Origin of the sequence: Micromonospora sp. D93 (genome assembly GCF_018070365.1) — a bacterium.
In the GTDB taxonomy this organism is placed as follows: Bacteria; Actinomycetota; Actinomycetes; order Mycobacteriales; family Micromonosporaceae; genus Micromonospora; species Micromonospora ureilytica.
Genome location: NZ_JAGPXW010000034.1, coordinates 13,388 through 26,983 on the forward strand (window position 1 = coordinate 13,388; position 13,596 = coordinate 26,983).

A 13,596-nucleotide genomic window follows, 5' to 3' on the forward strand; every position below is an offset into this window, starting at 1 on the left:
CTACCACTGGGCGACTGGACGTGCCGACAGGCTGAGCTTGTTGGTGAGCGCTGAGCGGGTCGCGCGCATCGATGCCAGGAGTTGCAGCCGGTCCGCGTCGGCGCTGCCCGGCTCGGCGGTGAAGACGAGCATGAAGGGTCCGGGGCTTCCCGGTAGGGGGTAGGTGTCCCAGTCCAGGGCGATGTCGCCTACTTCGGGAATCCGGAAGGTCTTGGTACCGCTGACCGACTCACATACGTCGTGCTGGGCCCACAGCCGCCGAAACTGGGCGCTGCGGATGCTCAGCTCACCAACGATCGCGGCGGCGCGTGGGTGGGTGGGGTCGGTGGCGACGGCGGCGCGCATCATGCCGATGTAGTCCAGGGCCTGCCGCTCCCAGTCCGGGCAGCTACGCTCGCCGGTCAGCGTGTCGTCGAACAGCAGTAGGAGCATGTTGAGCCGGTCGGCAGGGTAGGCGTCCGGGTCGCCGAGCAGCGCCTGCGCCATCGGGTTCCAGTCGAGCAGGTCGAGATGCCGGCCGAGTATGACCGCAGGAGTGTCCATCACCCGCAGCAGGCGCCGTGTCCCATCCGGCACCCGCTCCGGATCGCGGTTCACCCGGGCGGGCATCGACCGGCGGGCGGCGTGGGCCAGGGTGAACAGGTGCCGGCGTTCCTTGTGGTCGAGGCCGAGCGCGCCGGCAAGCGCGTCCAGGACGTCGTCGGACGGGCGTACCTCCCGGCCCTGTTCGATCCGCTGGTAGTAGTCAGTGCTCAGCCCGGCCAGCAGGGCCAGCTCCTCACGCCGTAGCCCGGTGACCTTGCGCCGGCCGCCCGGCTCCAAACCGACGTCGTGCGGACGCAGCCGACTACGCCGAGCGCGTAGGAAGTCGCCGAGCTCACGAGCGTACGGATGAAGGCTGTTCATGCCGCAAGTGTGCAGCGGCCCGGACCGCCGAAGGTAGGTCCCTCAACCCTAGGCAACCGAGAACGACTGAACCCGTCGGGATCGCTCCTAACGTCGATGGGGCCAGCGCACCGACACCTCCAGGAGCAGCAGATGACCGGATGGACCACCGACCACATCCCCGACCAGCACGGTCGGGTTGCCGTCGTGACCGGCGCGAACTCGGGCCTCGGCCTGGTCACCGCCACCGAACTGGCCAGCCACGGCGCCCACGTCGTGCTCGCCGTTCGCCACACTCCCGCCGGCGAGGAGGCCGCCCGCCGCATCGGTGGCGACGTCGAGGTACGCGAGCTGGACCTGGCCTCGCTCGCCTCCGTGCGGACCTTCGCGGCGAAGCTGGCTGGCGACCACCCGGCGATCGACCTGCTGGTCAACAACGCCGGCGTGGTGCTGCTTGGCCCACGTCGCACCTCCGCCGACGGATTCGAGCTGCACCTCGCCACCAACATGCTGGGCCACTTCGTACTGACCGGCCTGCTGCTCGGCAACCTGGCCGCGGCGCGGGAAGCCCGCGTGGTCAGTCTCAGCTCGATCACCCACAAGAACGCGCACCTGGACTTCAATGACCTGATGTTCGAACACGACTATCGGGCAGCCACCGCCTACGGCCGGTCCAAGCTCGCCACCACGATCTTCGGCATCGAACTGGACCGCCGCCTGCGCGCCGCCGGAACGCCGATCGTCAGCGCCCTGGCCCACCCCGGTCTCACCCGCACCAACCTGACGCCGCGTGCCTGGGAACACCGTGGCCGATTCGGGCGACTGATCGCGTCGGCCGGCCTGCTGGCAACCCAGCCGGTGGCGCACGGTGCGCTGCCGCAATTGCACGCTGCGACCGAGCCCGGTGTGCGGGGTGGCCAGTTCTTCGGGCCGTCCGGACTCTGGGAGACGCGAGGCAGAGTCACCGAGGCCCGGCTCAGCCAGGAAGCCGCCGACCCGGCCGTCGGCACGCGACTGTGGGCGGCAGCCGCGGACCTGACCGGCGTCAACTACCTCTGACCTACGACGGTCACCGGCTGGCCGGCAGCAATCCCCGCATCGTCGCGATCAGCCGCCGCACCTGCCTTCGCGCGGCTGCCAGCCACGATCGCGCGTCCGACTCCCCCAGACCGAACGTTCTATCCGCTAAGATGGCCGCATGACGCGCGGCAAACCCGACACTCGGCCCTCTGAGGCGCGCCTCCGGCTGCTCAACACGGCAATCAGGCTCTTCTACTCGGAGGGCATCCACTCCGTCGGCATCGACCGGATCATCGCCGAGGCGAAGGTGACCCGGGCGACCTTCTACCGGCACTTCCCCAGCAAGGACGACCTCATCCTCGCCTACCTGCGTGAAGTCCATAAGATGGAGCGCAGCACGGTCGACGCGGCAATCGCCACCGACGACTCATCCCCGACCGACCCACTCCTTGCCATTGCCGGGTCCATCGCGCAGAACATCCAGTCCCCCGGGTTCCGTGGATGCGCCTTCCTGAACGCCGCTGCGGAATATCCGGGCACGGAACATCCCGTACGCCAGGAGATCATCGCCCACCGGCAGTGGTTCCTGGACACGCTCAGCACGCTGATGGGGCGGGTTCACCAGGAGACGGCGGATCCCGCCGCGCGCCATTTCGTCATGCTCCGCGACGGCGCCATGGCCGCCGGATGCCTCTTCGACCCCGCACTGGTGTCGGAGACTTTCCTCCGCGGCGTCGAAGGTCTTCTTCTGATCAATGCCGAGCGCCAGTCGACCGAATCCGCCGGCTAGAACCACGACGGCCCTCGCCACGTCGCCTCACGCCTCGGCTTCGCGCACGTCGGAATCCCCTCGACCGATCGGCGGGGCGGGAACCTCCACCGGTCGTCCCCGGCTCCGCAGCGCGTCGATCAGCGCGACAAGGGCCAGCACTCCGGCGAAGGCGGTCGCTGGTGTCAGGCGGGTGGCATTGAGGGCCGGCGGCTGAAGAACCCGTCGACCAGGTGGTCGGTGAAATCCGCGTCGACAGGCTCTCCGGTCACCAGGACCCGGTAGAAAATTGGTCCAACCATCTGATCGAGCTCGGCCGCGACATCGAGGTCGGCGGAGATTTGGCCCCGTTGCACCGCCCGATCCAGCGGTAGGCGGTCGCGTTGGCGCTGCTCGTCGAGAAACCGGGCGCGGAACGCTGCCGCGAAGGTCTGGTCGTGCTGGGCGTGGCCGATCAGTGCCTTGAAGACGGCGCCGGGATCGGATTGGCTGAGAATGTCAGCCAACTGCCGAAGGTGCGCGCGTAGGTCGCGGTCCAGGTCACCAGTGTCGGCCGGGGTCAGGTGCTCGGCCGCGTCTTGCAGGAAGGCGTCCATGAGGACGTCCGTCTTCGACGACCACCAGCGGTAGACGGTCTGCTTGGCGACACCGGCGCTGGACGCGATTTCTTCCATGGTGACGCCCGCAAAGCCCTTCGCGGCGACCAGGTCGTCGGCAGCCTCCAGCACCGCCTGCCGGGCACGTTCGCTGCGCCCGTGCCGGTTGCCATGGTGGCGGGTTACTGCCGGCCTGGCTTGTTCGTGCCCCATCATCGCCCTCCTCCTGTCGCAAACGATAGACCAACGGTCTAGACGTGACGCAACGTTGCGTCTAGCCTAGGCGCCATGACGTTCACTAACACGCTGCACGACGCCCGCGTAGCCGCCGCCCTGTCCGCGATGTTCCGCCAAGCCGAATACGACGACGCCATGACCAGGCGTTACCAGGCGCAGCGCGCCCCCGGGGCGGCGCCGATGACGCACCAGGAACACGCCGACGCCGCCGCGCAGGTCTACATGCCGATCTCCGCCCGCGGCGGGCAACTGATCTACAACCTCGTCCGGGCCGTCCGTCCGGCCACCGTCGTCGAGTTCGGCACCTCCTTCGGGATCTCCACCCTGTATCTGGCCGCCGCCGTCCGCGACAACGGCGCCGGCCGGGTGATCAGCACCGAGTTGAATGCGACGAAGGTCGCCGCCGCGCAGCGCACCTTCACCGAGGTCGGCCTGGATGAGCTGATCACCGTGCTCGAAGGCGACGCCCTGCAGACCCTCACCACCATTGAGGGCCCGGTGGATTTCGTTCTGCTCGACGGCTGGAAGGACCTCTGCCTGCCGGTGTTGCGACTGCTCGAGCCCCGCATCGCACCTGGCACCCTTGTCGTCGCCGATGACGTGAACCTGCGGTCCCTGCAGACATATCTCGACTACGTTCGAGAATCCGCCAACGGATACCACAGCGTGACTTTCCCCGTCGAGGACGGAATGGAGATCAGTTGCCGCCTCTGAAACGAGATTGGCCGAGTCAGGCCCAGGTGTGGTCGAGGGCCAGTGCCAGCCGCCTGGTCGACTGCCCCCGACACCCCAGGCGCGGGCGGCGTTTATGGCACGGCCCAACCGGCCAACGCGCAGCTCCCGCACGACCGCCGCCCTGTGACCAGCGCTCCGACGGCGACGGCCCGACGGCCCGTGCCCTCACAGCGAGCATGCAGATGGCGGATGAGTTGGGTATAGATTCAATTCTATGTAAGGTGGGAACGCTCCCAGACCGCGTCCACCACCCACTTATTCGAGGAGCTCACCATGTCGCGACGGCGAAGTCGCCCGGCCACCATGCTGGCCGGGCTGCTCATCCTGACCCTGTCCGCGTTGTTGTTGCCACCGGCGCCGGTGACCGGCGCCTCGGCGGCCGGCACATCTCACACCCGCGCTGCGCCTCTCGCCGAGCTGACCGTGGTCTCCGAACGGGTGGCTTTCGGTCTGCAGCGTCCGATCGCGATCACCGGGCTCCCGGACGGCCGGATGCTGATCGCGGAGAAGAACGGCACCGTCCGCGCCTATCACCCCGACACCGGCCTGGCACCCGACCCGGTGCTCGACCTCACCGCCCGGATCGACCCGTCGGACAACGAGCGCGGCCTCCTCGGCATCACGCCTGCGCCGAACTTCGCACGGACCGGGATGCTCTACGTGGCGTACACGAGCCTGCCGGCCGGCGCGCTGACCCTGGCGCGAGTGTCCCTCAACGCTCCTGATCGGGTGCAGGTGCTGCTCACCCAGGAGCACGCCGAGTTCGGCAACCACAACGGCGGACAGGTGGCGTTCGGCCGCGATGGCTACCTCTACTGGTCGCTCGGCGACGGCGGCAACGCGAACGACCCGTTCAAGAGCGGTCAGAACCTCGGCACCCTGCTCGGCAAGATTGTGCGGATCGACGTCAACCGCAGCTGCGGGGGGAAGCCCTACTGCGTGCCCTACGACAACCCGTTCGTCCGCACGTCGGGCGCCCGGCCGGAGATCTGGGTCTACGGGCTACGCAACCCGTGGAAGTTCTCCATCGACCCGGCCGACAACTCGCTGTGGATCGGTGACGTCGGCCAGGGCCTGATCGAGGAGATCAACCACGTCCGCCCGTCGCAGCGTGGCGCGAACCTCGGCTGGTCCTGTCGCGAGGGCACCCCGGTCTTCGACGAGACGCAGTGCCGGCCGGGCGTGCGGCTCACCGACCCGGTCGTCGAGTACGACCACTACATGACGGAGAACTGCTCCATCATCGGCGGCCTGGTGTACCGAGGGTCCGTCACCCCGGAGGCGCGGGGAACCTACATCGCGAGCGACTACTGCTCGACCCGCGCGTTCGCCGTGCGTCCCAAGTCCACGGGTGGCTACGAGTCCGCCGAGATCGGCACCTTCCCCACCCAGCCGACGGCGTTCGGCGCCGATGTGAACGGCGAACTGTACGTGCTCAGTGACCTCCCTGGCTGGCTGAGCAAGGTGCGGTTCGAGCGGATCCAGCCAGCCCCCACCGGCGGCCCGGCGAACCGCTGAACCTCGGCACCCTCCGCAACAGCCAAGGGGACGGCCGCCTTCGGGCGGCCGTCCCCGATCAGCCGGTCAGAGGCCGGCGGCGTGCGCGGCGGCGGTCCCGCCGACCACAGGTAGGACGATATTGCTGCTCTTCAGCGCGACCTGCAGGTTCGCGGCGGTGGTGTCCGCCTGGCTGGAGTACTGCGGGTAGCTGGCCACGATGATCACGCCGATCCGGTGGCCGGGCTTGAAGACGTAGTCCTCCGGCAGCAGCGGGAAGCTGAAGTTGTACGACTCCCCCTGCACCAGTGGCACGGCAACGCGGATCGACTGCCGGTTCTGCGCGTCCATGATGCCCTTGGTGACCAGCTCGTAGTCTGCCGTGGCCACCCGCTTCGTCGTCTGCTTGTAGCAGCCGTCGTCGGTCGGGCTGCTCTGCCCCCAGCAGTCCTCAGTGTCCAGGGTGATGATTCCCTCGCCGGAGGCCCGGTGCGCGACCCGCTCGTCGGTGCCGTAGTCGACCAGGATCGCCCCGAGGTTGGTGTCGGTCTGGTCGGCGGAGGCCCGCAGTTGCACGGTGGGGGTGCCGGAGATGTGCAGCGGCGCGGAGAGTGGCGCGGAGAGGAAGGCCAGCCGGTTTGGCTGCACCACGTCCGGGTTGAGGATCATCGTGTTCTGACTCTGCGTGCGGTTGTCCTGGAACGCGCCGGTCGCCGGCTTCGCGGTGGGCACCAGCCCGAGGCCGCCCGCGCCGGTGGTGCCGGGCTGGAGGAACACCTCCGTGTCGGCCTTGCCGGGGATCGGCCAGTCGGCGTGGGTCTCCCACACGTCGGCGGACCGCTCCAGGTCCACCCGCGGCTCGTCCATGATGCCGTTGGCGACGTTCTGCAGCCAGAAGTCGAACCACCTGTGCAGCGTCGACACCCACACCGCGCGGCGCGAGTCGAACGGGTCGACGTGGCCCTCCTGGGACAGCCACAGCTTGCGCGGCACGTTGTTCTCCGCCAGGGCGTACCAGAACTTGCTGAAGTGGTCCGGGCGGACGTTGTCGTCGTTGAGGCCGTGGTAGAGCAGCACGCTCGCGGTGACGTTGGGGACCTTCTTGACGTAGCTGCGCTCGTTCCAGAAGGACGTGTAGTCGCCGTGCTCGTCGCCGTCGGCGGCGCCTATCGCGTCGCGCACCGGCTTGCAGTACTCCCGGCGCTCGGGGTTGGTGACCGTGTTGGCCAGCGAGGACACGTAGCTGTTGCCCCGGGTGACCACGCCGTTGCTGCGCACGTAGTCGTAGTACTCGGTCGGTCCGCTGATGGGCACGACAGTGGTCAGGCCCTTCACGCCGGTCACCGCCGTGGCCATGGCCAGCGAGCCGTCGTACGACTTGCCGATCATCCCCGTCTTGCCGTTGTGCCAGTCCGCTTTGACGACCTCACCGGCGGCGTTACGGGCGGTGGCCCGGCCGTTAAGCCAGTTGATGGCCTGCTTGGCGCTCAGGTTGTCCTGGTTGGCGTTGGTGGTCGGGCAGCCGGTGGAGTTGTTGGTGCCGACCATGTCCAGCAGGATGACCGCGTAGCCGCGCGGCACGAAGTAGTTGTCGTAGAACAGCGGCCACTTGTCCAGCAACCCGTCGCCGTCGAGGTCCGCCTTGCACTCGGACTCGTTGCCTCGGCAGACCGTCGAGTAGTACGGGCTGGCGTCCATCACCACGGGGGCCTTGAGCCCCTGTGCGGTGGCCGCCGGCCGCATCAGGTCGAACGCGATGATGTCGCGCAGACCGTCGTTGTCGCTGTCGAAGGTGGAGTCGATGAAGAGGCGTTCCCGAATGGCGTCGGCGTAGCCGAACACCGGCTGGGTGACCCCGTCCTGGACGACGATCGACGGCGGGCCGTCCGCCGCCAGCGCCTGTGGCGCCGCGCCGAGGGCGGCGAGCACTGTCGCGGACAGTACGGCCACGCCTCTGCGCCAGCGCGTTCCCACTGTAGACATGCAATCTCCTTGATATGTCCGAGGCTGCGTACGCTACGAGCCGGTGGCCTGCGCCACCATCTGCACGTGTAGGAACTTCGCCGGGTGTGGTTCGACGGGGTGCCTGCGCGACGGGACTACGGCTGGTCGGCCAGCACCAGCTCCCGCAGCCGCCTGTCGAGTGTTGGGGCGTCCAGGCCACCCGGCCAGCCGCGGAGCAGGGCGCCGCCCTTGGCCACCAGCACGACGGCCGGCGGCTCCCGCACCGCGTACGAACGCCAGATCGTCTGCTGGTCGTCCAGGACGACCGGATACTCCACCCGGTGAGCGCGTAGGTACTCCTGGACCTCGTCGGCCTGGTCCGCGCCGGCCACGCCGACGAAGACCACCCGGTCCCGGTAGGTGCGGGCAAGCTCACTGAGGGCGGCCTGGCGGCTGGCGCAGGTGGTGCACCAGGAGCTGAAGAAGGCGAGCACGACGGGACGTTGCGCCCACAGCTCGGCGGCGGCGAACGGTGTGCCGTCGGTCAACGCGCCGGTGAACGCCGGGGCGGCCGGGGCGGTGCCGGGCGCCGGTCGCAACGCCAGGTCGGCGGGGAGCGGCCCGGGCAGCGCCGCCGCCCCTCCGGCGGGAGCCGGCGGGGGCTCGGGCTCGGGCGTACTGCTGCATCCACCCAGCAGCGCCGCCGCCAGCACCAGCGGCAGGAGTGCCTGTCTCATGACGGGACCACCGCCACCAGTGCCGGGCCCTCGCTGCTGTCCGGCGTCAGGTCGAGCGCCGGGCGGCCGTCCACCTCCAACCGGTAGGAGGCCCGCTGCGGCACCCGCACTCCGACGGCGAATTCGCAGTAGGTGGGCAGGCGCTCGACCCCCAGATCCTCGGCGAAGGCGGCCACCGCGGTCCCCGCCGACAACTGCCCGCTGGCCAACGCCGCCCCGTCCGGGTCGAGCACGCGGAACGGCGCCCGGTTGTGGAAGTGCTGGTACGGACCGGTGCCGGCGCAGTCCACGCCCGCGGCCCGGATGTTGATGTCGCGGACCAGGACCCGGACGGTCGTCGGGGAGACCGCCTCCTGGGCGGCGCCGACGGCGCCGCAGCCGGTCGCGCCGGCAAGCAGCAGGGGCAGCAGAGTCGTGATGCTTCGCCGCACGTCATTCTCCTTCCGCCCGCCTGTCGGGTCCGCGGCGGAGGGCCGCCGCGGACCCGACAGGAACGGGGTCAACCTCGGGCGCAGGTCAGGACTTCTCGACCCGGCATTGCTTGGTCACCGTCTTCGTCGGGTCGCTCTCCGAGGTCGCGGTGAGCTTCACGAAACCGGTGTCCGCGGCGGCGGCGGTGGCGCCCACCGACACCTTGACGGTGGTGGCCTTGCCGAACTGCGCGGTGGCGAGCTGGTTGGGAAGCCAGGTCCGCCAGCCCTTGCCGGCCACGTCCGCCGACAGGCGGTAGACGTCCGACTTCAGGTACGCGTTGACGTTCTCCGGGTGCTGCTGCCCGCCGGCCGAGTACGAGCCGGTGTTGGTCAACTCGAACGAGCAGGTCACCCCGCGGTTGGTCGGCTTGCCGCCGCCGGTCACCTCGCCCTTGCCCAGCAGCACGCCGTGACTGCTCGGCCCACCGGTGCCGTCCAGCGAACGCACGGCCACTGTGTAGGAGAGCGAGCCGGCCGAGTCCCGCTTGAGGTCGATGACGTAGAAGTGCAGCCGGTTGGCCTCGTCGACGTACTCGTACTGGCTGCCGGTGTCCGCGCCGGCGTGGAACAGCGCGTCGGAGAGCTGCCGGTAGTCACCCATGGTGATCTTCTGCGGGGTGCCGTCCGGCCGGTAGAAGTCGATCATGTCGATGTCCTGCGGGTTGGCGTCCACCACCCACTGGAACGGCGCGCTGTCGGCGTTCTTCGTCTTGCTGACCAGCACCCCGCTGTCCGGGGTGAAGGAGTCCGCGCCCATCCGGTCGACGACCTCGACCGTGTAGTTGTTGAAGTTGCCACCGTCGCACAACGGGTCGGTGGTGACACCGCACGTCGGCGACAGGTCCTTGTTCAACGCGATGTTCACGCCGCTCAGACCCTTCGGGCCGGCGTCGACCGCCCGGGCCGTGACCTGCGCGACCACCAGGCCCGAGGAGGCCAGCGACTCCCGCGAGAGCCGCAGCACGTGCTCCTCACCGAGCAGACCGATCTTGAGCTTGTCCCGCACCGTGTGCAGCGAGCCCATCGAGCCACCGTTGGTCGGCGGGATCTGCCAGCGGGTGTGCGGACCGCCCGGGCCGTTGAACGACCCGCGCGACATCATGCTCCAGATCCCGGTGTACGCCCTCCGCAGCGGCTCGCCGTAAGGGTTGTTGTAGTTGTCGCCGATGCCCAGCAGGTGGGTCAGTTCGTGGGCGTAGACACCCATGCCGGAACTCTCCCCCTGCGTCGAGGAACCGCCGCCAGCGTTCGGCCACAGTGTCGCCGCCGCCTTCCACGAGGTCCAGTCCACGTAGCGGGTCTTCGCCCAGTTCGGCAGGTTGGGGTCCGGCGGGCCCCAGGCGTCCGGCACGTCCTCCTTGTTCTGGAAGATCATCTGCCCGAACTCCTGCCAGGTCGACGACTCGTCCTGGCCGGCGCTGAGGATGAACACCAACTCGTACTGGTTGGCGACCTCCTCGCCGACGGCCGCCCGCCAGGCGCCCAGGCCGTCGGTGCGGATGTTCTTGCCGCACACGTCCCCGCTCGGGCAGGCACCCGGGTTGAACCCGTTGTCCAGCCCGTACTGGTAGGACTTGGCCGGCATCTGGTACGGCCCGAACCCGGCGAGGTCGACGCCGTAACGGCCGTTGGAGTCCTGCATCCAGTACTCGTGCAGGGTGTGGCCCTTGTTGAGGGTGTTCGGGGTGTTCAGGAAGTCCTGGTAGAACTTCGGCACGTCCGCCCGAGGAATGTTCGTCGCGACGGACTGCGGGTTGCCGAAGACCGTCGAGCGGGCCCGCTGGGAGACCGCGAACGTCTCGTCCGGATAGTCGAGCGCCACCAGGGCGATCTTGAAGTTGCGGACCGAGCCCGAGACGCTCGGGTCGGCCCAGTTCCTGCCGGGCACGGCCTTGAAGTCGTTCCAGGTCATCGTGTCCGGGTTCTGCCAGACCTGCGGGTCGACGACCTGGAACGGCGCGGAGCCGCCGGCCGGGTTGGCCGGGGCCGCGGCGGCCTGCGCCGCCCCGGTCGCCACGAGCGTGGTCACCACGGCTGCGGCCAACACGGCCCGCCTCAGCCGGGTTCGATGGGGGGTAACACGGTGCACGGAACCACCTCTCGTCGGAGGAAAACGCGGCGCCGGCGTCCCGGTGGGGGTAACGAGGAACACCTGTCAGCAGGCCGCGCAGCGAATCTAGGAGGGCGGACCGGTGCCGGTCACCGTGCAGATGTCGGCAGGTGGGCCGGCGACTTCCGACACCTGAAGGACCGGCGCCCACCGGCGATCAGCCAGGGCCGACCTCGGAAGCCGGTTCGGCCGTTGCCGCGAGGGCCCGCAGCATGTCCCGGCGCACCTGGTCGGCGGTAGGCCCGGACAGAGGTCCGCGCGGTGGACGGCACCGCCCGCCCAACCGCCCGGCGCACTCCATGGCGAGCTTGACGGCCTGCACGGCCTCTGGCCGGGAGGCCCAGCCGAGGATCGGGTGCAGCTCGGCGTAGACCGACAGCGCCCGGCCCAGGTCGCGGGCGACGCACAGCTCGTACAGGCGCACGGCGTGGCGGGGCAGCGCGTTGGGCAGGGTGGCGACCCATCCCGCGGCGCCGCACAGCACCAGTTCGAGCACCACGTCGTCGGCGCCGACCAGCACGTCGACGTGCGGGCAGAGGTCCCGCAGGCGGTGCAACCTGCGTACGTCGCCGGTGACCTCCTTGACCGCGACGATCCCGTCGATCTCGGCGACGGTCGCCAGCAGGTCCGGTGTGAGATCCAACCGGGTGTCGTACGGTTCGTTGTGGGCGACCACCGGCAGGCCGACCGCCGCCACCTCCCGGTAGTGGGCGACCACGTCGGCGGCGCGGGCGGCGGGCCCGTCGGGTGGCCGTGCGAGCACGCCGTGGGCGCCGGCCTCGGCGGCCTGCTCCGCCCAGCGGCGGGCCTGCCTGCTGCCGTAGCCGCCGACGCCGGGCACCACCGCACAGCCGGACGGCGCGGCCTCCACCGTCGCCCTCACCACGGCGGCCCGCTCGTCGTCGGAGAGGGCCCGGTACTCCCCCATCGACGTGCATGGCGCGACCCCGTGGCACCCCTCGGCGGCGAGCCAACTGACGTGTTCCTGGAGCTGGTCGAAGTCGACCGACAGGTCGGCGCGGAACGGCGTGGTGATGGCGACCAGCACGCCCCGCCAGGGCCTACCAGTTCCCACTCGGAAATCCCCTCCCCACCGGCACCACCCGTCATCGCACCCGCGCCGTCTGAGGCGACGCTGGCGCGGTCCGTACCGGAACCCTAGGAATGTCTGTCGTCCCCGGTCTTCGGACAGATGCCGGAACCGTCGCGCGGCCGCCCGTCTTTTTGTCGTGACTTCGACAGTGGACCTTGCGCGATGCCCCACCCGCACCGGAGGGTAAGGACTGGCGGTCGCGCGATCCCTGTCACGCAGCGCAACCTGGGGAGTTACATGCACGGTGAGCTCCAGCGAATCGTCGACGCGGTCGCCGCCCGGGTGGGGCGACCCGCCCTCATCGAGGACCGGCGCCAGCGGGTGGTTGCCTACAGCGAGCACGACGGTCCGATGGACGACGTCCGCCGGACGTCGATCCTGCGCCGGCAGACGACGCCGGAGGTGATTGCCTGGTTCCGAGGCATGGGCGTGCTCACGGCGCACGCACCGGTCCGCACCCCCGCGTGCCCCGAGCTGGACCTGCTGGCGAGGGTTTGCGTGCCGATCCGGCACGACGACCTGCTGCTCGGGTTCGTCTGGTTCATCGACGCGGACGGTTCGATGACCGACGCCGACATCGCCACCGCGACCGGCCCCTTCACCGACCTGTCGCTGGCCCTGTACCGGGAGAACCTGCTCGGTGAGCTCGCCTCACAGCGGGAGACCGAAGCTACCCGCGCCCTCCTGGTGGAGAGCCGGCAGGCGCGCGAGCACGCGGCGCGGGCACTGCTGGAGGAGGGCGTCGTGGTCGCCGACGGGTCGACGGTCGCCCTGGTCGCACAGCTCGTACCGGCCGCCGGGCGGCAGCCCGACGAGGTGGCCCGGATCGCCCTGGAACAAGCCCTGGTCACCACCCGCCGGTGGATCGGAGTACGGGAGACGCTGCACCTCGTCTGGCACGACCACGGGGTGCTGCTGGTCTGCGGCGACCGGATCGCCGGGCGCCCCTCGCCGGAAGCCTCCGCAGGGCACCTCACCGAGGCGCTGGGCACCGCGACCCGGGGGCTGGCCTCGGTGGACCGGACCGTGACGGGTATCGGCCAGCCTCGCGCCGGGCTGTGCAACGCGGTGGAGTCCTATCAGGAGGCCGCGCAGGCCGCCCGGGTCGGTACGCAACTGCCCGCGCTGGGCCGAGTGGTCTCCTGGGCCGGCCTCGGCATCTACCGGGTGCTCTCCCAACTGGACAGCCAGCACCTCGACGTCGCGGGCGTCCATCCCGGGCTGGAGCGGCTGCTGCGCGACGACGCCCACCAGGTGCTGCTGGAGACCCTCGAGGCCTACCTCGACCTGGCGGGCAACGCGCACGCCACCGCCGAGAAGCTCCGCCTGCACCGGACCACCCTCTACTACCGGCTGCAACGGGTGGAGCAGCTGGCCGGAACCGACCTCAAGGATGGCAACGAACGGCTGTGCCTGCACCTGGCCATGAAGCTCGGTCGGCTCAGCGGCCATTACCGAGCGGCGTGACACCGCTGGCCAGGCAGGCTCCGTGGTCTCCGG

Annotated in this window: 12 protein-coding genes; 5 read left to right on the forward strand and 7 right to left on the reverse strand. The window is 69.8% G+C overall.

All coding sequences use genetic code 11. The features are described 5' to 3' along the window. Positions 1 to 906 (reverse strand): helix-turn-helix transcriptional regulator, encoded by a 906-nt coding sequence (locus tag KBX71_RS28490; protein ID WP_210820889.1) that lies wholly within the window; start codon positions 904 to 906, stop codon positions 1 to 3. Positions 907 to 1,038: 132 nt separating this feature from the next. On the opposite strand from KBX71_RS28490, the gene KBX71_RS28495 reads away from it, so the two are divergent. Together KBX71_RS28495 and KBX71_RS28500 are read left to right on the forward strand one after the other, a co-directional pair. Then, positions 1,039 to 1,944 (forward strand): oxidoreductase, encoded by a 906-nt coding sequence (locus KBX71_RS28495; protein WP_210820890.1) that lies wholly within the window; start codon positions 1,039 to 1,041, stop codon positions 1,942 to 1,944. Positions 1,945 to 2,083: 139 nt separating this feature from the next. Continuing rightward, positions 2,084 to 2,695, forward strand: coding sequence for a TetR/AcrR family transcriptional regulator (locus KBX71_RS28500; RefSeq protein ID WP_210820891.1), 612 nt, complete (start codon positions 2,084 to 2,086; stop codon positions 2,693 to 2,695). A 164-nt stretch (positions 2,696 to 2,859) separates the two neighbouring features. Here the strand turns inward: KBX71_RS28500 and KBX71_RS28505 are convergent, their stop codons facing one another. Next, positions 2,860 to 3,483, reverse strand: a complete 624-nt coding sequence (locus KBX71_RS28505) for a TetR/AcrR family transcriptional regulator (protein WP_210820892.1) — start codon at positions 3,481 to 3,483, stop codon at positions 2,860 to 2,862. A gap of 75 nt (positions 3,484 to 3,558) precedes the next feature. On the opposite strand from KBX71_RS28505, the gene KBX71_RS28510 reads away from it, so the two are divergent. Together KBX71_RS28510 and KBX71_RS28515 are read left to right on the forward strand one after the other, a co-directional pair. After that, positions 3,559 to 4,221 carry an O-methyltransferase gene (locus tag KBX71_RS28510; RefSeq protein WP_247684269.1) on the forward strand — a complete coding sequence of 221 codons (663 nt, stop codon included), beginning with the start codon at positions 3,559 to 3,561 and terminating at the stop codon, positions 4,219 to 4,221. Positions 4,222 to 4,515: 294 nt separating this feature from the next. After that, the gene (locus tag KBX71_RS28515) at positions 4,516 to 5,760 is read left to right on the forward strand and encodes a sorbosone dehydrogenase family protein (RefSeq protein WP_210820893.1); all 1,245 of its coding nucleotides are present in this window, start codon (positions 4,516 to 4,518) and stop codon (positions 5,758 to 5,760) included. Between the two features lie 66 nt (positions 5,761 to 5,826). On the opposite strand, the gene KBX71_RS28520 is transcribed toward KBX71_RS28515, so the two are convergent. From KBX71_RS28520 to KBX71_RS28540, 5 genes are all read right to left on the reverse strand, one after another. Further along, a complete protein-coding gene (locus tag KBX71_RS28520) occupies positions 5,827 to 7,722 on the reverse strand; it encodes a CocE/NonD family hydrolase (protein WP_210820894.1) in 1,896 nt (631 codons plus the stop codon). 116 nt (positions 7,723 to 7,838) lie between these two features. Next, positions 7,839 to 8,420 carry a TlpA disulfide reductase family protein gene (locus KBX71_RS28525; protein ID WP_210820895.1) on the reverse strand — a complete coding sequence of 194 codons (582 nt, stop codon included), beginning with the start codon at positions 8,418 to 8,420 and terminating at the stop codon, positions 7,839 to 7,841. Further along, complete coding sequence (locus KBX71_RS28530) at positions 8,417 to 8,851, reverse strand: hypothetical protein (RefSeq protein ID WP_210820896.1); 435 nt, start codon at positions 8,849 to 8,851, stop codon at positions 8,417 to 8,419. The genes KBX71_RS28525 and KBX71_RS28530 overlap by 4 nt, the downstream gene beginning before the upstream one ends. An 85-nt stretch (positions 8,852 to 8,936) precedes the next feature. After that, entirely contained in the window at positions 8,937 to 10,982 is a 2,046-nt protein-coding gene (locus tag KBX71_RS28535) for a M6 family metalloprotease domain-containing protein (protein ID WP_307847356.1), read from the reverse strand. A 178-nt stretch (positions 10,983 to 11,160) separates the two neighbouring features. Next, positions 11,161 to 12,078: a dihydrodipicolinate synthase family protein gene (locus tag KBX71_RS28540; protein WP_210820897.1), complete on the reverse strand. Its 918-nt coding sequence runs from the start codon at positions 12,076 to 12,078 to the stop codon at positions 11,161 to 11,163. A 255-nt stretch (positions 12,079 to 12,333) separates the two neighbouring features. Here KBX71_RS28540 and KBX71_RS28545 point away from each other — a divergent pair, with 255 nt between their 5' ends. Next, a complete protein-coding gene (locus KBX71_RS28545; protein ID WP_210820898.1) occupies positions 12,334 to 13,563 on the forward strand; it encodes a CdaR family transcriptional regulator in 1,230 nt (409 codons plus the stop codon). Positions 13,564 to 13,596: the final 33 nt, after the last annotated feature.